A 20,812-nucleotide genomic window follows, 5' to 3' on the forward strand; every position below is an offset into this window, starting at 1 on the left:
ACCTTTGGCCGTTCCGTCTTGGACCGGCCGTTTTCGGAGAACCAGAGAGATGTCGACGTCGAAAAAATCCCGCATCACCCGCTGCCTGCTGGCCGCGGCGCTATTGGCGGCCAGCGGTTCGGCCTGGAGCTACGCCATCAACGGCGGCAAGGTGGTGGACGACAGCGGCAATCCCGTGCAGCTGCGCGGCGTCAACTGGTTCGGCTTCGAGACCAACGTGCACAGCGTGCACGGCCTGTGGGCGCGCAACTGGAAGGACATGATCACGCAGATGCAGGGCCTGGGCTTCAACGCCGTGCGCCTGCCGTTCTGCCCGCAGACCTTGAACGGCACCGCGCCGAGCAGCATCGACTACGGCCTCAATCCGGACCTGCAGGGCCTGAGCGCGTTGCAGGTGATGGACAAGGTGATCAACGAACTCAGCAGCCGCGGCATGTACGTGCTGCTCGATCACCACACGCCGGACTGCAACGCGATTTCCGAGCTGTGGTACACCTCCTCCTACAGCGAGCAGCAATGGCTCGCCGACCTGACCTTCGTCGCCAAGCGCTACGCAAGCGTGCCGGGCGTGATCGGCCTGGACCTGAAGAACGAGCCGCACGGCGCCGCCACCTGGGGCAGCGGCAACGCCGCCACCGACTGGAACAAGGCTGCCGAGCGTGCCTCGGCAGCGGTGCTGAAGGTGGCGCCGAAATGGCTGATCGTGGTCGAAGGCATCGGCGAGAACGGCAACTGCTCCAGCAGCGGCGGCCACTTCTGGGGCGGCAACCTGGAGCCGCTGGCCTGCACCGCGTTGAACATCCCGGCCAACCGCCTGCTGCTGGCGCCGCACGTGTACGGCCCGGACGTGTTCATGCAGTCCTACTTCAGCGCCTCCAATTTCCCGGCCAACATGCCGGCGATCTGGGAGCAGCACTTCGGCCAGTTCGTGCAGTCCGGCCACGCGCTGCTGCTCGGCGAGTTCGGCGGCAAGTACGGCCAGGGCAATGCGCTGGACGTGAAGTGGCAGAACGCGCTGGTCGACTACCTGATCGGCAAGGGCATCCACAGCGGCTTCTACTGGTCGTGGAATCCGAACAGCGGCGACACCGGCGGCATCCTCAACGACGACTGGTCCTCGGTGCGCACCGACAAGGTCACCCTGCTGAAGAAACTGTGGGGCGATTCCAGCAGCACCACGCCCGCACCGACGCCGACGCCTACTCCAACGCCGACGCCCACGCCCACGCCCACGCCGACCCCGGGCAGCGCCAGCTTCAGCACCAAGACCATCGTCGACAGCGACTGGAACGCCGGCTATTGCCACCGCGTGCAGGTGACCAACACCGGCAGCGCGAGCGGCAACTGGGCGGTCAGCCTGTCGATCGGCGGCACCGTCAACAACCTGTGGAATGCCACCTGGTCGCAGTCCGGCAGCACGCTCAAGGCATCCGGCGTGGACTGGAACAAGACCCTGGCGCCCGGCGCCACCGCCGAATTCGGCTTCTGCGCCGCGCGCTGACCGCGTGCAATGAAAGCGCCGCCGCGCACACCTGCGCGGTGACAATGCGAACGGCAGCGTCCCACGACGCTGCCGTTCGCATTTGCGGCGACGCAGCGCGCTCGCCGCGCTTTCGATGACCACGCCAGGTGCGGGAGTGCGTCGGGGTCGCGCCGGACGATCGCCCGCGACGGGCTCGCTCGGCAAGTCCACCGCCACCGACCTCGCTCCCGGTTCCAGACGCTCGGCAAGGCAAGCGGGAGAACGCGTCTTGGCCGCCGCCGCTGTGCCATAAGTCACGTTCCGAGCCCGGCGTGCGCCCACTATGCTGGCCCATTCTCCTCATCAGGCCCGGCCCCATGCTTCGACCCTTGTCGTTGTTGATCTCCAGCATCCTCACCCTTGGCGTCGGCGCCGCCATCGCACCGGCCAGCGCCGCGCCGCCGGCACTGGCGGCCAAGGCCACCGTGCCGGAGATCGCCTACACCCGCTTCACCCTGCCCAACGGCCTGACCGTGGTGGTGCACGAAGACCACAAGGCGCCGGTGGTGGCGGTGAGCATCTGGTACCACATCGGCTCCGGCGACGAGCCGGCCGGCAAGACCGGCTTCGCCCACCTGTTCGAGCACCTGATGTTCTCCGGCTCGGAAAACCACAAGGGCACCTATTTCCAGCCGTTCGAGAAGGTCGGCGCCACCGACATGAACGGCACCACCTGGTTCGACCGCACCAACTACTTCGAGACCGTGCCGACCACCGCGCTGGACATGGCGCTGTGGATGGAATCGGACCGCATGGGCCACCTGCTCGGCGCGATCGGGCAGAAGGAACTGGATACCCAGCGCGGCGTGGTGCAGAACGAAAAGCGCCAGGGCGAGAACCGCCCGTACGGGCGCGTGGACGAGAACATCCTGGCCAACATCTTCCCGGCCAACCATCCGTACCAGCACGACACCATCGGCTCGATGGCCGACCTCGACGCGGCCTCGCTGGACGACGTCAAGCAGTGGTTCCACGACAACTACGGCGCCGCCAACACCACCCTGGTGCTGGCCGGCGACATCACCGTGGCCCAGGCCAAGGCCAAGGCCGAGCAGTACTTCGGCGACATCCCCGCCGGCAAGCCGGTGCCGCGCCAGCAGCCGTGGATCACCCCGCTGGCCAGGCAGACCCGCGGCGTGCAGCACGACCATGTCGCGCAGCCGCGCATCTACCGCACCTGGGTGGCGCCGCAGCTGGGCAGCGACGACGCCGTGCAGCTGGACCTGGCCACCACCGTGCTCGGCGGCGGCAAGACCAGCCGCCTGTACCAGCGCCTGGTGTACCGCGACAACCTGGTGGACGACGTCTCGGCCAGCATCCAGCCGTTCGCGCTGGCCAGCCAGCTGCAGATCACTGCCGACGTGAAGGACGGCGTGGACCCGGCCAAGGTCGAGGCCGCCATCGCCGACGAACTGAAGAAATTCCTGGCCGAAGGCCCGAGCGCCGACGAACTGCAGCGCGCCCAGGTCAACTACCGCGCCGGCTTCGTGCGCGGCCTGGAGAAAGTCGGCGGCTTCACCGGCAAGGCCGCGATCCTGGCCGAGGGCCAGGTCTATCGCAAGGATCCGGGCGCCTACAAGCACGACCTGGAGCGCGCGCAGGCGGCCACCGCGGCCAGCGTGCGCAAGGCCGCCGACACCTGGTTCGGCAAGGGCGACTACCTGCTGACCGTGCTGCCGGCCGGCGACGGCTTCGACCCGGTGGCCGAGGACAAGGCGGTCAAGCCGCTGCCCGCGGCCGACGGCAAGCCCGCGCCCACGCTGCCGGCCAAGGCCAGCTACAGCGTCGGCAAGAACCAGGTCGATCGCGCCGCCGGCATCCCGGAGACCACCCAGTTCCCGAGCCTGAGCTTCCCGCAGCTGCAGCGCGGCAAGCTCAAGAACGGCATCGAAGTGGTGTTGGCCGAACGCCACACCATCCCGGTGACCCAGGTCGAACTGCTGTTCGACGCCGGCTACGCGGCCGACCAGGGCGGCAAGCTCGGCACCGCCAACTTCACCGCGGCGCTGATGAACGAGAGCACCCGCAGCCTGGATTCGGTGGAAGTGGCGCAGCGCCGCCAGCGCCTGGGCGCGATCACCAGCGTGGCGTGCGAGCTGGACAGCTGCGCCGCCTCGCTCGACGCGCTCAACGACCAGCTGGCACCGTCGCTGGCGCTGTTCGCCGACATCGTGCGCAACCCGGCGTTCAAGGCCGAGGACATCGAACGCATCCGCGGCCAGTGGCTGGCCTCCATCGCGCAGGAGAAGACCCAGCCGCAGGGCCTGGCGCTGCGCACCCTGCCGCCGCTGCTGTACGGCCCGCAGCATCCCTACGGCGTGCCGCTCACCGGCAGCGGCACCGAAACGGCGATCAAGAGCCTGAGCGCCAGCGACCTGACCGCGTTCCAGAACAGCTGGCTGCGCCCGGACAACCTGCGCATCCTGGTCGCCGGTGACACCACCCTGGCGCAGATCATCCCGCAGCTGGACGCGGCGTTCGGCGACTGGCAGCCGCCGGCGGCCACGCGCCCGAGCAAGACCCTGTCGCAGGTCGCCGCACAGCCCAAGCCGCGCGTGTTCCTGATCAACCGCGCCGACGCGCCGCAGTCGCTGATCCTGGCCGGCCTGCTGGCGCCGTCGACCAAGGCGCCGAACAACCTCGCCATCGGCGTGGCCAACGGCGCCTTCGGCGGCACCTTCACCTCGCGGTTGAACATGAACCTGCGCGAGGACAAGCGCTGGGCCTACGGCGCCAACAGCTTCATGCTGGATGCGCAGGGCCAGCGCCCGTTCCTGTTCTTCGCCCCGGTGCAGACCGACAAGACCGCCGAATCGGCCGCGGAGATCCTGAAGGAAGCCAAGGCCGTGGTCGGCGACAAGCCGCTGACCGCCGACGAGATCGCCAAGATCAAGAACCAGCGCATCCGCGCCCTGCCGGGCAGCTTCGAGACCACCGGCGCAGTGCTGGGCGCGGTCGAGAGCATCGTCCAGTACGGGCGTCCGGACGACTACGTGCAGACCCTGAAGACGCGCCTGGAAGGCATCGACCAGACCGCGGCGGAAGCGGCGATCAAGGAAATCGTCGCGCCGCAGGCGATGACCTGGGTGATCGTCGGCGACCTCAAGCAGATCGAGGCGCCGGTACGCGCGCTGAAGCTGGGCGAGGTGCAGGTGCTGGACAGCGACGGCCAGCCGGTCAAGGCGAAGGCCAAGGCCGCCGGCAAGCAGTAAGGCAACACGCGCATGGCCGGGAGGTCCCGGCCATGCGTGGCAAGGCGGCGTACGGGCGGATCGCCCGCGACGCCGGAACGCCTTGGCGTGGCGACGCGCGCGCAGTGGTGCATACGCTGCCCGATCCCCAGTCTCGCATTAGAGGCACGCGCGCAAGCGCGCTGCCGATTGCAGCCATCGTTGCGCGCTGCACGCATCGGTCGCTCGACATCCAAGCAGTGCAAGGTCAGGACGACGGCCGCGAGCCGTTCCTTCCTGTTTCCGGAAAAAGCTGGCTGACCGAGCATCCTCGCAGAAGTAGACTCGCCTCCTGGACGCTGCTGCCGATCGGAGATCGCGATGCTTGAAAACACATTCTCGGATGGCGAAGCGGCCATCACCCCAGCGGACCTGGATCACCTGGAATCGGTGATTGGCAGAAAGCTGCCGACTCCCTTCAGGGAGCATTACCTCAAGTACAACGGCGGCATGCCTGAGCGAGCGTATTGGGTCGGCGAAGATGGTTACGAGCCGATCGAGGTCGCCACGTTTAAACCGATTGCGCATTGCGACTACACGCTGCTGTCCACCTACCGGTTGATGCTGCAGAAACAGGTTCTGCCCGCACGCCTGCTGCCGTTCGCGAACGACTGCGGCGGCAACTTCTTTTGTCTGGATCTGGACACGGGAGCCGTCCGCTATTTCACCACCGACACCTTCGACAGCGACCTCAGCCCGGAGCAAAACCAGGCCAACGCCGAAAGGCCTGTCTGCCCGGATTTCCTTCAGTTCGTCCAAGGGCTGATCGACGAGGAGGATGCGGACGAGGAATGAACCGGGCAGCAAAACGAGCATGGCAAGCAATGCCCTTCACGGCACCTGGCCGCAGCGCTTGCTATCCCGGACATCCTTCCCGCCGCTACCCGTTCGATGCCGACCGCTCCGCCACGCATCGCCAATCCCGCTCCGCGCATCCGCGTCGGCTGCGCCGGCTGGTCGATCGCCAGCACCCAGCGCGCGCTGGTCGGCGACGGCGCCAGCCAGCTGCAACGCTATGCGACCCGCTTCGATGCGGTCGAGATCAACTCCACCTTCTACCGCGCCCACCGTCCCGCCACCTACCAGCGCTGGGCCGACAGCGTGCCGGCGGACTTCCGCTTTTCGGCCAAGCTGCCGCGCACCATCACCCACGACGCGCGCCTGTCCGGCGTGGGGCCACTGTTGCAAACCTTCCTCGACGAAGCCGGCCACCTCGGCGACAGGCTCGGCTGCCTGCTGGTGCAACTGCCGCCGAGCCTGGCCTTCGATGCGCGCACCGCCGCCACCTTCTTCGCCATGCTGCGGCGCCGCTGGCACGGCGGCATCGCCTGCGAACCGCGCCACGCCAGCTGGTTCAGCGCGCGCGCCGAGGCCTTGTGGCAGCGCCACCGCATCGCCCGCGTCGCCGCCGATCCGGCGCTGAACGCCAGCGCCGCGCAACCCACCGGCACCGCGGCCCCGGCCTACTGGCGCTGGCACGGCGCGCCGCGCGTCTACTACAGCGACTACGCCGACGACACGCTGCGCGGCCTGGCCGAGCGCGTCGCCGCCGCCACGCCGCACACGGACGAAGCCTGGGTGATCTTCGACAACACCGCGCTCGGCCACGCCCTCGCCAACGCCGCCACGCTGCAGGCGCAACTGCGCGCGCTCGGCGCCGGCACCGCCGGCTGACCGCCACGCCCCGCCGGGGCCCGCCGTTTGCGGGACAAGGGCCCGCCCTGCTGCGGCAGGAACCGGACACTCGCTCGCCGCCCCTGTAGGAGCGGCTTCAGCCGCGACACACCGTGTCGGCACCCGGCTGCCGCCGATGCAAGGCGCTCCGCTTTCGTGCGCCAGGTCCGCAGACTCGGGCCAGCGGCCAACATCGACGCACCGCGCCGTCCGGCCCGCAGCGGCGGCGCCAAGCCCGCGGGCGGCGGCGCCCGATTGGCCCCGCTCTTGCATCGCCTCCGGCATGTCTCCGCAACGCACTCCGATTCAAGCCCACCGGCGCATGGCCGATATCGCCAGATCGGCCGATCGCGTCGCGCCTCGGCCGGACCGCCCCGCGCTTCCGGGTTTCGCCAGCGCGCGGCCGCCACAGCCGCCAGTCACCCGCCTCCTCCTTCGGTCGTTTACCATGCCGCACGCATCCTGCTCTGGACCCGAGATGAGCCATGCCGCTCCTCCCTGTTGCACGCCGCTGCTGAGCCTGTCGCTGGGCCTGCTGCTGGGCAACTACGACACCGCCTCGGCGCAGCCCGCGCCGACCGCGATGCAGACCGCGCCGGCACCCGCGCCGCTGACCCCGGACCTGGCCTACCCCGAACTGTTCCAGGCGGTGCAGCAGCAGGAACTGTTCGACGACCAGAAGCACTTCGTCGATGCGCTGCCGCTGCGCGACCCGGCCCTGATCAACGCCGACTACCTGGCCCAGCGCCAGCAGCCGGACTTCGACCTGCGCCGCTTCGTCGCCGCCAACTTCGAGGAATCCGGCCCGGTGCAGACCGAGGCGATCCGCCAGGACACCGGCCTGCGCGAGCACATCGACGCGCTGTGGCCGCTGCTGGTGCGGCGCCAGGTGGACGTGCCGGCGCACAGCAGCCTGCTGTCGCTGCCGCAGCCCTACGTGGTGCCGGGCGGGCGCTTCCGCGAGGTCTACTACTGGGATTCGTACTTCACCATGCTCGGCCTGGTCGAGAGCGGCGAGCGCGAACGCAGCCGGCAGATGCTGGACAACTTCGCCTACCTGATCGACACCTACGGGCACATCCCCAACGGCAACCGCAGCTACTACCTGAGCCGCTCGCAGCCGCCGTTCTTCTCGCACATGGTGCAGCTGCAGGCCAAGGTGGAAGGCGACGCCGCCTATGCGCGCTACCTGCCGCAGCTGCAGAAGGAATACGCGTACTGGATGCAGGGCGCGCAGACGCTGGCGCCGGGCAGCGCGCAGGCGCACGTGGTGCGGCTGGCCGACGGCAGCCTGCTCAACCGCTACTGGGACGCGCGCGACACGCCGCGCCCGGAAGCCTGGCTGCACGACGTGCGCACCGCCGCCGAGGCCAAGGACCGCCCGGCCGCCGAGGTCTACCGCGACCTGCGCGCCGGCGCCGAGAGCGGCTGGGACTATTCCAGCCGCTGGCTGGGCGACCGCAAGACCCTGGCCACGATCCGCACCACCGCCATCGTCCCGGTCGATCTCAACAGCCTGCTCTACCACCTCGAAACCACCCTGGCCCTGGCCTGCGCCAAGAACCCGGGCGCGGCCGGCTGCGACACCGACTACGCGGCCCTGGCCAGCGCGCGCAAGACCGCGATGGACAAGCACCTGTGGAGCGATGCCGGCTACTACGCCGACTACGACTGGCAGCAGCGCCGGCTGCGCGACCAGGTCACCGCCGCGGCGCTGTATCCGCTGTTCGTCGGCATCGCCTCGCCGGCGCGCGCCAAGCGCAGCGCCGACACCGTGCAGGCGCAGCTGCTGCGTCCCGGCGGCCTGGCCACCACCCGCCTGCATACCGGCCAGCAATGGGACGAGCCCAACGGCTGGGCGCCGCTGCAATGGATCGCGGTGGACGGCCTGCGCCGCTACGGCCAGGACGCGCTGGCGCAGCGCATCGGCAGCCGCTTCCTGGCGCGGGTGCAGGCGCTGTTCGCGCAGCAGCACAAGCTGGTGGAGAAGTACGGCGTCGACGCCAAGGCGCAGGGCGGCGGCGGCGGCGAATACGCGCTGCAGGACGGCTTCGGCTGGACCAACGGCGTGACCCTGCTGTTGCTGGACCTGTACGCCAAGCAGGCGCCCGCCCCAGCGCTGACGCCGGCCGCGCAGCAGGCGCGGCAGCCGGAGCCGGCCACGCCCTGAGGCGCCGGCCGGCGGGTATGCTGCGATCCTTGCCCAGACCCAAGGATCGAAGATGAGCGTACGTACCCTGGCCGAATTCCTGTCGGCCTCGCGCGAGAAGGACGCCTCCGCGGACGCGTTCGAACTGGAAAGCCCGCACCTGCTGGAAGTGCGCCTGGACGGCCTGGTCTGGGCCAAGGCCGGGGCCATGGTCGCGCGCAAGGGCGCGGTCAAGTTCACCCGCCAGGGCCTGCTGGAACAGGGCCTGGGCAACCTGCTGAAGAAGGCGGTCAGCGGCGAAGGCATGCAGCTGATGAAGATCGAGGGCCAGGGCCGCGTCTATCTGGCCGACGCCGGCAAGAAGATCACCCTGCTGCGCCTGGCCGGCGAGTCGATCTTCGTCAACGGCAACGACGTGCTCGCCATCGAGGCCGGCATCGACAGCCAGATCACCATGATGCGCAAGGTCGCCGGCATGCTCTCCGGCGGCCTGTTCAACGTGCGCCTGAGCGGCCACGGCATCGTCGCCATCACCTCGCACTACGAACCGCTGACGCTGCCGGTCAACGCGCAGAGCGGCCCGGTGTTCACCGACCCCAACGCCACCGTGGCCTGGTCCGGCGGGCTGACCCCGGAGATCGTCGCCGACGTCAGCCTGGGCACGCTGCTCGGGCGCGGCTCCGGCGAGAGCATCCAGCTGCGCTTCGCCGGCGAAGGCTGGGTAGTGGTGCAGCCGTACGAGGAAGTGGCGCTGCAGGCGAAGAGCTGAGCCCGGGCGCCGGAGACCAGCGCCTGCGTCAGCCTGGACGCGCTGCCTGACCGCGGCGGCGGCGAGAGCATGCAGTTGCGTTTCGCAGGCGATCGCCGGGAATGGTGCAGCCGTACGACGAAGTGCGCTGCAGGCCAGGCGCTGAGGGCTGGCACACACGGTCAGCCTGGCTTGCCGATGGAATGGCCGGATGCCGCGCATAGCCGCCGGGTCGGTGCACCATGCTCCCTGCGCTGCCGCGCGCTGCGCGGACGCACCGTGGCGGCATGTATGCGGATGCCAGGTTCGATCGTGCGTGCGTCGGCGGGAAAGCGCGCGACCACGCGACCTGCAAGCCTTACGTGGGAACCCGCGCTACTGCGCCGGCGTTTCCGTCTTGATTCCCATCGCTTCGCGGTAGCGTTGATAGAGCGCCATCACCTTGTCGATGTAGTCGCGGGTTTCCGCATACGGCGGCACGCCGCGATAGCGCGCCACGGTGCCGATGCCGGCGTTGTAGGCGGCCGCGGCGAGCGTGCGGTCGCCCTGGTAGCGGCGCAGCAGCGACTGCATGTAGCGCGCGCCGCCGGCGATCGACTGGTCGGCGGCGAACGGATCGGCCACGCCGTATTCCTTCGCCACTTCGGGCATCAGCTGCATCACGCCCTGTGCGCCCTTGGGCGACACCGCCGCCGCGTCGAAGCCGCTTTCGGCGTGCGCGATCGCGCGCAGCCACGGGTCGTCCACCCCGGTGGCGCGCGCCGCGGCGCGGAATTGCTTTGCGTGCATGTTCAACTGCGGCGCGCCGACCTTGCCCAGTCCCGGATGCGCCGCCTCGCCCGGCGGAGTGACCGCGGTGAAGCGCAGGTACGGGCGCGACCCGGGCAGATTGCGCGTGGAATACACCAGGCGTCCGTCCTGCTCGCGCTCGTACAGGGTGCCGCTGAACACGCCCATGCTGCCCCACAGGTTGGGCGTGGCGATCGCGGCGTCGTCGAGCTCCTTCGGCGTGCATTTGGAGCCCGGCTCCGGCGCGGTCGCCAGGCTGACCGTGCCGTCGCGCACGCAGCGGTACACCGTGCGCGCCTGCGCGCCGGCGACGACGCAGCACGACAGCAGCAGGACCAGCAGCGGTCGGGAACAGGGCATGGGCGGCTGACGGAACGGGCGAAGGCGGGCGCGCATCATCGCGCACCGGGCGTCGGCGCAGGTGAGGACCGGGCGGACGGCGCTTTCTGACGCGCGCCGTGTAGGAGCGGCTTCAGCCGCGACATGTTGCCGACGCCGCCGCAGTTCAGGCTCCGCTCGTCGCGACTGAAGTCGCTCCCACAGGAGACTTGCGGCGAGCCGGCCGGGTGCACTGTGGGGGGACCTCAGTCCCGGCCGCTTCCGAGATCGGATAGCCAGACCACTCCGTTTGTCGCGGCCGAAGCCGCTCCTACAGGAGAGACTTGCGGCGCGCCGGCCGGGTGCGCTGTGGGAGGGACTTCAGTCCCGACTGCTTCCGAGCCCGGATAGCCGGCCACGTCGCTTGTCGCGGCTGAAGCCGTTCCTACAACGGCACGCAGCCGGGAAAGCGCCACCGCTACGGCGCGCACGCCGCTAGTTTCTGGTCGGCATACCACAGCGCGCGCCGCGCCAGGTCGTAGGCGCTGTCGGCGGCGCGCGGCAGGGTCTGCTGCGCCAGGATCGGGTCGGCGCCGTGGGCCATGGCCTTTTCCACGCGCTGCAGTTCGTCCAGGTTGTCCAGCACCGGCTGCAGCAGGCGGCTGCGCTGCGCCGCCGGGCAGGCCGCGCGGCGCTGCTCCAGTTCGCCGATCGCCTTGCGGATGCGGCGGCTGGCTTCGCCGTCCAGGCCGGGCGCCTTTTCCAACGCGATCGGCGCGGCCTTGTAGGCATCGCCGGTGGCCTCGCTGCCGAGGTCGCCCGGGCGCTCGTGCAGCGCCGGGTTAAAGCGCACGTCCGGCGGCGGCCGCGCCACCGCCGACTGGTGGGTGCTCTTGGGCAGCATCTTCTTCATCGCATCGCCGATGCCCTGCATCGCCACGTCGCCCAGGGTGCCGCTGGTGGCCCAATCCTTGTCGAAGCGGGTGGGCCGGTAGTCGATCGGGTTCGGACGCTCGAGCAGGCGCTTGGCCTTGGCCAGGTCGCGCGGATTGGTGGTGCCCGGCGGGGTGCCTTGCGCCTCGGCGAACGGATCCACCGCCACGCCGTCCGGCAACCGCGCGCTGCCGTCGCGGGTGTACAGCGTGGCGCTCATCGGCGCGGCCTGCGTGGCCACGGGGGCGGCCGTGCGGGTCGGGGGCGGCAGCGGCGCTTGCGCCGCGCGCGCGGTGGCCGGCGCGCGCCGTGCCGCGGCATGCGGCGCGGACTGGGCGGCCTGCGGTGACGGTGGCGGCGCGGCAACCGGTTCCGGGCGCGGCACGAACACCAGCCGCATCGCGTCGTGGACGCGCGGCGGCGTCGCCGCCGGCGCGATCAACAGCAGGCGGCCGAGCAACAGCAGGATCAGCAAGGTGGTGGCGGCCGCGCCCAGGTGCAGCAGCCGGTCTTCCGCAGGCGCAGACGTCACGACGATCGAGATTCCATAGCGAGGTATGCGTCCACCGGAGGATTGTCTCCGGACTCCGCTATGGTGCCGTGAGTTCCTGTGCCGCAACGTGTCAATCGGCGTCCAACGCCGTCATGCGCTGCCACCCGCCGCCGGACTGCGGGTGCAAAACCCCCGCCACGCTTGACGCTGCGCCGTGTCGCGAGGAAACCGGCTAAGGTGGCCGGCGCCGCTACGGCGACAGCCGGCGTACAGCCAACGCGCGTCGCCCCCCTGGTTTGGAGAACGCCCCGTCGTGAAAACCCGTCTGCCATGAAGCACGCAACGATTCGCTGGCTAAGCGCCTGCCTGCTGAGTGCCGCCGCGGCGCTCCCGGCCACTGCCGCGCCGTCGCACCTGGACAGCATCGCGCAGCGCGGCACGCTGCGCGTGTGCACCACCGGCGACTACCTGCCCTACAGCCTGCTGCGTGCGGACGGCGGCTACGAAGGCATCGACATCGCCCTGGCGCAATCGCTCGCGGCCAGCCTGGAGGTGCCGGTGACCTGGGTCCCCACGCGCTGGGCGACGCTGCTGCCGGACCTGCTCGCCGATCGCTGCGACATCGCCGTCGGCGGCATCTCGGTGTCGCTGCAGCGGCAGCGCCACGCCTGGTTCAGCGCCGTGCTCGACGTGGACGGCAAGATCCCGCTGGTGCGCTGCGCCGACCAGCAGCGCTATCGCGACATCGCGCAGATCGATCGCGCCGAGGTGCGGGTGATCGAACCGCGCGGCGGCACCAATGAAGCCTTCGCCCGCCGCGAACTGCCGCAGGCGCGGCTGACCCTGTCCGACGACAACACCGCGATCTTCCGCGAACTGCTCGAAGGCCGCGCCGACGTGATGATCACCGATGCTTCCGAAGCGCGCTTCCAGCAGCGCCGCATGCCCGGCCTGTGCGCGGTGAATCCGCAACAGCCGCTGCAGTACAGCGAAAAGGCGTTCCTGCTGCCGCGCGACGACATGGCCTGGAAGGCCTACGTGGACCAGTGGCTGCACCTGAGCAAGGCCAGCGGCGAGTACCGCAAGGCACAGGCGCCGTGGTTGGGAGATGCGGCGGACTAGCGCCCGCATCGCAGGCAGCCAGTCGCCAGTCGCCGCAGTGCATGGCGCCGGCGGTGCATGCGGAGAGCGCCCGGCGGCCCTTCGCGATCCCGCCGGCAAGGCGCTATGCTGCCGACGCCGGCGGCGATCGCTCCGGCAGAAAGGGACATCGACAAGGGGACAATCATGAAGAACGGATGGAGCGCGCTCGCGCTGGCGAGCGTGATGCTGGTGGCCGGGTGCTCGACCAATAGCGTGGTGCGCCAGAGCTACAAGGCCGCGGCGCCGGAAACCTACTGGTACCAGGTCAAAGGCAACGAAGACACCGATGCCGAAAGCCTGGGCATGTTCCAGCGCCAGCTCGACGAAAAACTGGACGCGGCGCATCTGCGCGGTGCCGAGGGCAGTGCCGACGCGCGCAAGATGACGATCACCATCGACCATTACTACATGCGCAGCAACGGTGCGCGTTTCTGGGCCGGCATCATGGCCGGGCGCGACAAGATCAAGAGCAAGGTCGAGGTCGCGGGCGCAGATGGCAAGACCGCTGCGCGTTTCGATGTCGAGTCGACCAATACCAGCGCCTGGGGCACGTCCGAAGGCCTGGTCGGCCGCCACGCCGAAGAAATCGTCGAACGGCTCAAGCAGCTGCAGTAGGCAGGTGCGCTGGCGATCGCCGTTGTGCGGAGGACGCAACTGGCGTTCTCCGCGCGCGATGACTGTGCCAGAACACGCCCCACACGGGTATTCGAAGGTGACGCAGCGTTGTGGGAGCGACTTCAGTCGCGACGGGCTTTATCGGTAACGCCCGTCGCGACGGAAGTCGCTCCCACAAAAAGGGCGCATGCCTGCAGATCGACAAGAGCATCGGCTCCGGAACGCGCCTCTGCAGATGGCTCAACGTGTCGCGCGCGCATCTCGCCGCGGTGCCCTGCGCCTACTCCAGCGTCACCCGCAGGTCGCGATTCGCAATGGCCTGGTTGCCGCTGTAGTCGCTTGCGGTGATGCGGATCAGATAGTCGCCCGCGGGCAGTGCGCTCGGCTGCCATCGCCCTTCGGCAATGCGGCCGTCGCGCACGGTGTTGGTCACCACGTAGCGGAAGCGGGTCGTGGCGCTGCCGTGCACGGTGATGCCGCTGTCGGCCGCGTACGCCACCTTCACCGCATCGGCATCGGCGGGCATGCGGTCGAACCGGATGCCCGGCTGCGCCGGCGCGGCACCGGGCAGCGGCCGGCCTTGCGCATCCAGCACCTCGTAGCCCAGCGCATACAGGCCAAGGCGCCGGCGCGGCAGGTTGCGATCCACCTGGTCCCAGGCCTCCACCACGATCTGCACGCCGCCGTTGCCGCGCGCCACCCGTACCCGTCCTTGCGTCGCCGGCAGCGCCTGGCCGTTGCCGTCGAACAGCTCGATGCGCTGGATATGCGGCGGGTAGTGATCGGCGTAGTCGCGGAAACCGAGCAGCACCGCATTGCGTTCGAAGCCGCTGGCGCCCACGCTCAGGTGCACATGCGCCATCGCGTTGATCGTGCCCAGCGCGTCGCCGGCGGCGAAGCGGGTGCCGCGCAGCACGCGCACCCGTTCCGGCGCGCCGTTCTCGTCGGCGAGCAGATGGAAGCGATGCGGATCCAGCGGCGCGCCCTGTGCGGTGCGGCCCACACGCATGTGGATGTAGCCGAGCTGGTCCAGCGCCATGCCTTCGCCGAGTTTGCCCAGCGCCCAGGTCGCGCTGGGGCTGGCGACCTTGGCATCGGCGATGGCGTAGACCGTCTGCCCGACGTCGCCACGGATATCCAGGCCCGCATGCAGATGGTCGCGGCGCTCGCCCTGGTAGTTGCCGCGCACCTCGCCGAGCGTGCCGACCACTTCGTGCCAGCCATCCTGCGGACGCAGCGGCCAGCGGCCGTGGGTGGCCGGCAGCGGCTGTGCGGCGGCCGGTCCGATCACCACGGGCGCGGCAGCGGCAGCGGCCTGCGGCGTGGTCGGCAGCAACCGGTGCACCCGCGCGCTGCCCGCATCGGTGACATAGACCGCGCCGTCCGCGGCCACGGTCACGCCGGCCGGACGCGCCAGGCGGGTGTCGCTGCGCTCGCCGGACAGCACCAGCACGTGTCCGGTCGAGGTGACCTGCAACACGCGGCCGTCGTCGCTGCCGACGTAGCCGTGGCCATCGAAGGTCAGCCCCAGGCTCAGCGGCCGAGATAGCGGCGACGCCTCGCTGGCGCCGGCCAGGGTGACCACCCGCCCGTCCGGCAGCAGCTGGCGGATCGCGTCGTTGCGCAGGTCGGCGATCCACAGCACGCCGGCGCGATCCACCTTCAGGTCGGTCGGCGTATCGAAGCGCGCTTCGGCGCCGATGCCATCGGCATAGCCGGGGCGATCGCCGCCGGCGAGCGTGCGCACCTGGCCGTCGCGCTCGATCACGCGGATGCGGTCGTTGTAGGTGTCGGCGACGTAGACGCGCCCCTGCGCATCCACCGCCACGCCCATCGGGCCGTTGAAGCGCGCCTGCGCGGCCGGGCCATCGCGGAAGCCGGCCGTGCCGTCGCCGGCCAGCGTCGTCACCACGCCCTGCGCGCTGAGCTTGCGGATCGCATGGTTGCCGGTATCGGCGATGTACAGCGTGCCCGCCGCGTCCACGGCGATGCCCGATGGCGTGGCGAAGCGCGCCGCACTGGCGATGCCGTCGGCGAAGCCTTCGGCGCCGCCGGCAACGGTGGCGACCGTGCCGTCGCGGGCGATGCGGCGAATGCGGTTGTTGTCGCCGGCATCGGCCACGTACAGCACGCCGTGCGCATCGACCACGATGCCGTAGGGATCGGCGAAGCGTGCGCGTCCCGCGGCGCCATCGGCCAGGCCGCGCACGCCGTCGCCGGCCACCCACTGCAGCTGCGCCAGCCAACCCAACAACGTCGGCGCCGGTGCGCTGGTGCGCGCCGCGCTGTGCGGACGTTCGCTTCGCCACCAAGCGAACAACGCGAGCGATACCAGCGCCAGCAACAGCAGCCACACCCCGGTCTTTCTCATATCCTGCCCGCGCGACGAATGGTCAGGCACCTTAGACAAAGCGCGCGGCGCAGGGAAGCGCGCGTGCTGGCGGCCTCCCTAAGCGAGCGCGCCTGCGAAATCGATGAACGCCACCGGCACCTGCGCGGTCAGCCAGACGCCGTTGTCGGCGCGATGGAACGCATGCCCGGCCTCGGCCATGGCCTGCGCGCGCACCGTCAGCAACACGGCCCGTCCATAGCGCTGCCCGACCTGCAACGCCGTGTCCGCCGACACCGACAGGTGCACGTGCTGGCGCTGGCCCGGCAGCAATCCATCGCGGCGGATCGCGTCCAAAAAGCGGGTCGCCGTGCCGTGGTACAGCTGCGGCGGCGGTTCCACGGATGCAAGGCCCAGGTCCACCGGCAGCGAATGCCCCTGGTTGGCGCGGATGCGCAGGCCATCGGCGCTGATCGCGAAACGCTGCTTGTCGCTGTCCGCCACCACCCGCTGCAGTTGCGCGGGGGTCAACGGATGCGTGGGCTGCGCCAGCCGCAGCAGTGCGTCGATCGATGCCCAGCCCTGCGCATCGAGCTGCAGTCCGATCGCCTGCGGCTGGTGCCGCAGCACCCAGCTCAGGAACTTGCTCGCGGTCTCGTCGGAACCTTCCATCGCAGCGGCCTCGGCATGCACTCGGGCCGGGCACGATAGACCACGTCGGCGCGATCAGCCACTCAGGCCGAGCTGTTCGGCCAGGTCGTTGCGCGGCGAACGGCCGTACAGGCGGCTGTATTCGCGGCTGAACTGCGACGGGCTCTGATAGCCGACCCGATAGCCGGCCGAACCCACGTCCATCCGCTCCACCACCATCAGCCGCCGCGCCTCGCGCAGGCGCAGCTGCTTCTGGTATTGCAGCGGGGTCATCGAGGTCACTGCGTTGAAATGGTGATGCAGCGAAGACGCGCTCATGTTCACCTGTCGCGCCAGGTCTTCGATCCGTATCGGTTCGGCATAGTGCTGGCGCAACCACGCGATCGCCTTGGCGATACGGTTGCTGGGGCTGTCCTCCTGCGCGATGCGCAGCAGGTTCGGGCCGCACGGTCCGGTCAGCAGGCGATACAGGATTTCCTGCTCGATCAGCGGCGCCATCGCGGCGATGTCGTCGGGCTGTTCCAGCAGCCGGAGCATGCGCAGCGTCGCATCCAGCAACGCCGCGCTGGCGGTGTTGACCGACACGCCGCGCACGCAATCGGCGCTGGCCTGCGCCGGCAGCGGAATGCGTTCGAGCAGGTCGCGCAGCCGGTCCGGGCGGATCGCCATGGCCAAGCCCAGCAATGGCTGCTCCGGGCTGGCCTGGGTGATGCGCGATACCACCGGCAGGTCCAGCGCCACCAGCAGATAGGTGCCGGCCGCGTAGCGGTATTCCTCCGTGCCCAGGCTCAGGCACTTCTCGCCCTGCACCACCAGGGCGAAGCAGGGCCACTGCGCGGTGTGTGCCTTTGGCGAGGGCGCGGTGCGGTAGGAACAGAACAAGCCGTCGATGGCGGTATCGCCGTCGCCGTCGGGGACGGCCAATCGGGCAATGAGTGCGGCGATTTCTTGATAGCGGTCGGCGAGCGCGGTCATCGGCGTCGGGCGCGGTGGCGGGCAATCCAGGGACAGACAGCTTGCCTGATGCTGCGACGGCGCGTTCGCCGCCGCGGCACGGTTTGCAGGATCGGACAAGAATTCCGCGGGATCGCGATAACGCGGCACGGCGCCGCGCTCGCATTCTGTTCAGGCCGGATCCCCCGTCGCGTCTACCGGAGTGCTCCCATGCCCATCCTGCTCCCCTCCTCCCCCACCTGTGCGCCGATCGCCGCCGCCGTGCCCTGCCGCCCGCTTTTCCCACACTGCGCCGCGCCGCGCAAAGCGCAGGGCTGAGCCGATGCAAGCGCATAGCGAAGCCCTGGAAATCACCACCTTCCGCCTGCAGGACTGCACCTGGCGCACCTTCCTGCGCGCCAACGCCGAGGTCGATGCCTGGCTGCAACGCCAACCCGGCTTCCGCTCGCGGCGCATCGCGCGGCGCCGCGACGGCACCGTGGTCGACATGCTGCTGTGGGACAGCGTGGCGCACGGCACCGCCTCGGCGCGGCGGCTGATGCGCGAACTGCAAGGCGCGGCGATCCATGCACTGATCGATCCGGACACGGTGTCCTGGGACATCGCGCCGGTGCAGCACGTCAGCGGCGAGGAGCGCGACGACAGCGAGGCGGAAACCGAGGCGGACAGCCTCGCCGCCTAGGCAGCGCGAGCGCCTGCACCCGCCGCCGCGCTCACACCCAGCCGCGGCGGCGGAACCACGCCAGCGGCAGCACCACGCTCAGCGCGATCACGCCCAGCGCCCAGTAATAGGCGTCGTGCCACTTGAGTTCGGGCATGTGCGCGAAGTTCATGCCCCAGATGCCGACCAGCACCGTCGGCGGAATGCCCACCACCGACGCCACCGCCATCACCTTCATCACGTTGTTCTGGTCCATGTTGATCATGCCCAGCACGCTGTCGAGCAGGAACTCGACGCGGTCGTCCAGGTGCTGCTCGAACTCGCCCAGGGTGACCAGGTCCTTGTGCAGCAGGCCGATCCGCTTGGCCGCATCGGCGCCGAACCAGTCCGGCGCGGCACCGTCCAGGTAGGTGGCCAGGCGCAACAGGCCCTGCCCGGCGTTGTGCATGCCGCCGAGCCGCCGACCCATGCCGCCGACCTGGCGCAGCATCCGCTCCATGTCGCGCGATTTGTAGGGTTCGTCGAAGACAGCGCGCGTGGTCTCGGTGATCTCCGCCTCCAACGCTTCCAGCCGGTCCGCCAGGCGGCCGACCACCTGATCGAGCAGGCGCAGCAGCAGATCGTCGCTGGTCCGGCACGGGTTCTTTTCCAGTTGCGCAGCCACCGCTTCCAGCGAGTCCATGCGCTGCTCGCGCTGGGTCACCAGCATCTGCGGCGACAGCGCGAAGCCCAGCGGCGCGGTCGGGCCGTCGTCGTCCTGGAAGCGCGGCACGTTGAGGAACAGCACATCGCCCTCGATGCGCACCCGGCTGCTGAACTCGATCTCGCCGATCGCCGCCCGCGTGGGCAAGGCGAACCCCACCTGCCGGTCGGCTTCGGCGAGTTCCTCGCGGCTGGGCTGGCACAGATCCACCCAGCAGAACGGTTGCGCGGAGGTTCCGGCAATGCGGTGGATCGTGATCATCGGGATCGGCTTGATGGCGGGAGGGCGCGAGCATCCTCCGCCGCGGCTGAAGCGAACGTCAACGGCGCAGGCACGCGGTGCGGCGGCCAACGCCGCGCCATCGCGCCGAACAGCGCCATCGCCGCGCTACGGCCGGCCCTCGCCACGCCGCTGCCGCTCAGGCGCGCCCGCCACCGCGGCGCTTCAACGCATAGCCGATGCCCAGCAGCAGGAACCAGGCCGGGCTGGCCAGCAACGCCTGCCGGGTGTCGTCCTGCAGCGTCAGCAGCGCCAGCACGAAGGCGAAGAACGCCAGGCACACGTAGCACATGACCACGCCGCCAGGCATCTTGAACGCCGAGGCCGCATGCAGCTGCGGGCGCTTGCGCCGGTAGGCGATGTACGCGCACAGGATCAGCGACCAGACGAACATGAACAGCACCGCGGCCAGCGTGGTGACCAGGGTGAAGGCGGTGACCAGGTTCGGAATCAGGTACACCAGCAGCGTGCCGCCGAGCAGGCAGGCGCAGGAGAACAGCAGGCCGCGCGCCGGCACCGCCGCGCGCGACAGCCGGGCGAAACCGCGCGGCGCATGTCGCTCCTCGGCCAGGCCGTAGAGCATGCGGCTGGTGGAGAAGATGCCGCTGTTGGCCGACGAGGTGGCCGAGGTCAGCACCACGAAGTTGATCAGGCTAGCCGCGGCCGGCACCCCGGCCAGCACGAACAGCTCCACGAACGGGCTCTTGCCCGGCACCACCTCGCGCCACGGCGTCACCGCCATGATCGCGATCAGCGCCAGCACGTAGAACACCAGGATCCGCACCGGGATCGAATTGATCGCCTTGGGCAGGTTGCGCTGCGGGTCGGCGGTCTCGGCGGCGGTGGTGCCGACCAGCTCGATGCCGACGAAGGCGAACACCGCGATCTGGAAACCGGCGAAGAAGCCGCCGATGCCCATCGGGAACATGCCGCCGTCGTTCCACAGATTGGCCAGCGCCGCCACGTGCCCGGACGGCGACTGGAAGCCCCAGGCCACCAGCCCGGCGCCGGTGAGGATCAACGCGCAGATGGCCACGATCTTGATCAGCGCGAACCAGAATTCCATTTCGCCGAACAGCTTCACCGTCACCAGGTTCAGGCTCAGCAGCAACAGCACGCACAGCATCGCCGGGATCCACGGCGCCAGGCCGGGGAACCAGAACTGCGCGTACGCGGCGATCGCGATCACGTCGGCGATGGCGGTGATGATCCAGCAGAACCAATAGGTCCAGCCGCAGAAGAACCCGGCCCACGGGCCGAGCAGGTCGGTGGAGAAGTCGATGAACGACTTGTACTCCAGGTTCGACAGCAGCAGTTCGCCCATCGCGCGCATCACGAAGAACAGCATCGCGCCGATGATCAGGTACACGAACAGGATCGACGGCCCGGCCAGGCTGATGGTCTTGCCCGAGCCCATGAACAGGCCGGTGCCGATGGCGCCGCCGATCGCGATCAGCTGCAGGTGGCGGTTGGACAGGCTGCGCTTGAGATGGTCGGGCTGGGCGGACGGGTCGGACATGGGCGCGGCCATCGGCGGGGACGATCCGACAACATAGAAGATGCGACGCGCACGCGCCAGAGCGCTGCGCCCGCGTTGCGCGCGGAAATCGGCACAAGGCGC

At 69.8% G+C, this 20,812-nt stretch carries 17 protein-coding genes; 10 read left to right on the forward strand and 7 right to left on the reverse strand.

Annotated elements, in window-relative coordinates; all coding sequences use genetic code 11:
* Positions 1–49: 49 nt before the first annotated feature.
* From AB8810_RS20735 to AB8810_RS20765, 7 genes are all read left to right on the forward strand, one after another.
* Positions 50–1,501 (forward strand): glycoside hydrolase family 5 protein, encoded by a 1,452-nt coding sequence (locus tag AB8810_RS20735; protein ID WP_179568924.1) that lies wholly within the window; start codon positions 50–52, stop codon positions 1,499–1,501.
* A gap of 338 nt (positions 1,502–1,839) precedes the next feature.
* Positions 1,840–4,734 carry a M16 family metallopeptidase gene (locus AB8810_RS20740; RefSeq protein ID WP_369914730.1) on the forward strand — a complete coding sequence of 965 codons (2,895 nt, stop codon included), beginning with the start codon at positions 1,840–1,842 and terminating at the stop codon, positions 4,732–4,734.
* 32 nt (positions 4,735–4,766) lie between these two features.
* Positions 4,767–5,081, forward strand: a complete 315-nt coding sequence (locus AB8810_RS20745) for a hypothetical protein (RefSeq protein WP_369914731.1) — start codon at positions 4,767–4,769, stop codon at positions 5,079–5,081.
* The gene (locus AB8810_RS20750) at positions 5,074–5,547 is read left to right on the forward strand and encodes an SMI1/KNR4 family protein (protein WP_369914732.1); all 474 of its coding nucleotides are present in this window, start codon (positions 5,074–5,076) and stop codon (positions 5,545–5,547) included. The genes AB8810_RS20745 and AB8810_RS20750 overlap by 8 nt, the downstream gene beginning before the upstream one ends.
* Positions 5,548–5,643: 96 nt before the next feature.
* Entirely contained in the window at positions 5,644–6,426 is a 783-nt protein-coding gene (locus AB8810_RS20755; RefSeq protein WP_179568932.1) for a DUF72 domain-containing protein, read from the forward strand.
* Positions 6,427–6,904: 478 nt separating this feature from the next.
* Positions 6,905–8,596 (forward strand): alpha,alpha-trehalase TreA, encoded by a 1,692-nt coding sequence (gene treA / locus AB8810_RS20760; RefSeq protein ID WP_369914733.1) that lies wholly within the window; start codon positions 6,905–6,907, stop codon positions 8,594–8,596.
* Positions 8,597–8,648: 52 nt separating this feature from the next.
* A complete protein-coding gene (locus AB8810_RS20765) occupies positions 8,649–9,344 on the forward strand; it encodes an AIM24 family protein (protein WP_179568936.1) in 696 nt (231 codons plus the stop codon).
* Positions 9,345–9,698: 354 nt separating this feature from the next.
* Here AB8810_RS20765 and AB8810_RS20770 read toward each other — a convergent pair whose 3' ends face one another.
* Both AB8810_RS20770 and AB8810_RS20775 read right to left on the reverse strand, forming a co-directional pair.
* The gene (locus tag AB8810_RS20770; RefSeq protein ID WP_369914734.1) at positions 9,699–10,472 is read right to left on the reverse strand and encodes a lytic transglycosylase domain-containing protein; all 774 of its coding nucleotides are present in this window, start codon (positions 10,470–10,472) and stop codon (positions 9,699–9,701) included.
* A 436-nt stretch (positions 10,473–10,908) separates the two neighbouring features.
* Entirely contained in the window at positions 10,909–11,895 is a 987-nt protein-coding gene (locus tag AB8810_RS20775) for a hypothetical protein (protein ID WP_369914736.1), read from the reverse strand.
* Positions 11,896–12,186: 291 nt separating this feature from the next.
* Between AB8810_RS20775 and AB8810_RS20780 the strand changes: the two genes are divergently transcribed.
* Together AB8810_RS20780 and AB8810_RS20785 are read left to right on the forward strand one after the other, a co-directional pair.
* Positions 12,187–12,978, forward strand: coding sequence for a transporter substrate-binding domain-containing protein (locus AB8810_RS20780; RefSeq protein WP_191826859.1), 792 nt, complete (start codon positions 12,187–12,189; stop codon positions 12,976–12,978).
* A 165-nt stretch (positions 12,979–13,143) separates the two neighbouring features.
* Positions 13,144–13,614: a DUF4410 domain-containing protein gene (locus AB8810_RS20785; protein WP_191826876.1), complete on the forward strand. Its 471-nt coding sequence runs from the start codon at positions 13,144–13,146 to the stop codon at positions 13,612–13,614.
* A 280-nt stretch (positions 13,615–13,894) separates the two neighbouring features.
* Here AB8810_RS20785 and AB8810_RS20790 read toward each other — a convergent pair whose 3' ends face one another.
* The 3 genes from AB8810_RS20790 to AB8810_RS20800 form a co-directional block, all read right to left on the reverse strand.
* Positions 13,895–15,985 carry a gluconolaconase gene (locus tag AB8810_RS20790; protein ID WP_369914737.1) on the reverse strand — a complete coding sequence of 697 codons (2,091 nt, stop codon included), beginning with the start codon at positions 15,983–15,985 and terminating at the stop codon, positions 13,895–13,897.
* A gap of 78 nt (positions 15,986–16,063) precedes the next feature.
* Positions 16,064–16,615: an RNA 2'-phosphotransferase gene (locus AB8810_RS20795; RefSeq protein ID WP_206230285.1), complete on the reverse strand. Its 552-nt coding sequence runs from the start codon at positions 16,613–16,615 to the stop codon at positions 16,064–16,066.
* A gap of 54 nt (positions 16,616–16,669) precedes the next feature.
* Positions 16,670–17,569: an AraC family transcriptional regulator gene (locus tag AB8810_RS20800; protein ID WP_179569444.1), complete on the reverse strand. Its 900-nt coding sequence runs from the start codon at positions 17,567–17,569 to the stop codon at positions 16,670–16,672.
* A gap of 301 nt (positions 17,570–17,870) precedes the next feature.
* Here AB8810_RS20800 and AB8810_RS20805 point away from each other — a divergent pair, with 301 nt between their 5' ends.
* The gene (locus tag AB8810_RS20805) at positions 17,871–18,230 is read left to right on the forward strand and encodes a hypothetical protein (protein ID WP_179568948.1); all 360 of its coding nucleotides are present in this window, start codon (positions 17,871–17,873) and stop codon (positions 18,228–18,230) included.
* Positions 18,231–18,261: 31 nt separating this feature from the next.
* On the opposite strand, the gene AB8810_RS20810 is transcribed toward AB8810_RS20805, so the two are convergent.
* Both AB8810_RS20810 and cycA read right to left on the reverse strand, forming a co-directional pair.
* The gene (locus AB8810_RS20810) at positions 18,262–19,173 is read right to left on the reverse strand and encodes a CorA family divalent cation transporter (RefSeq protein ID WP_369914738.1); all 912 of its coding nucleotides are present in this window, start codon (positions 19,171–19,173) and stop codon (positions 18,262–18,264) included.
* A 157-nt stretch (positions 19,174–19,330) separates the two neighbouring features.
* A complete protein-coding gene (gene cycA / locus AB8810_RS20815) occupies positions 19,331–20,710 on the reverse strand; it encodes a D-serine/D-alanine/glycine transporter (protein ID WP_369914739.1) in 1,380 nt (459 codons plus the stop codon).
* Positions 20,711–20,812: the final 102 nt, after the last annotated feature.

The sequence above is a fragment of the Xanthomonas sp. NCPPB 3005 genome, assembly GCF_041228095.2.
Taxonomy (GTDB): Bacteria; Pseudomonadota; Gammaproteobacteria; order Xanthomonadales; family Xanthomonadaceae; genus Xanthomonas_A; species Xanthomonas_A bonasiae.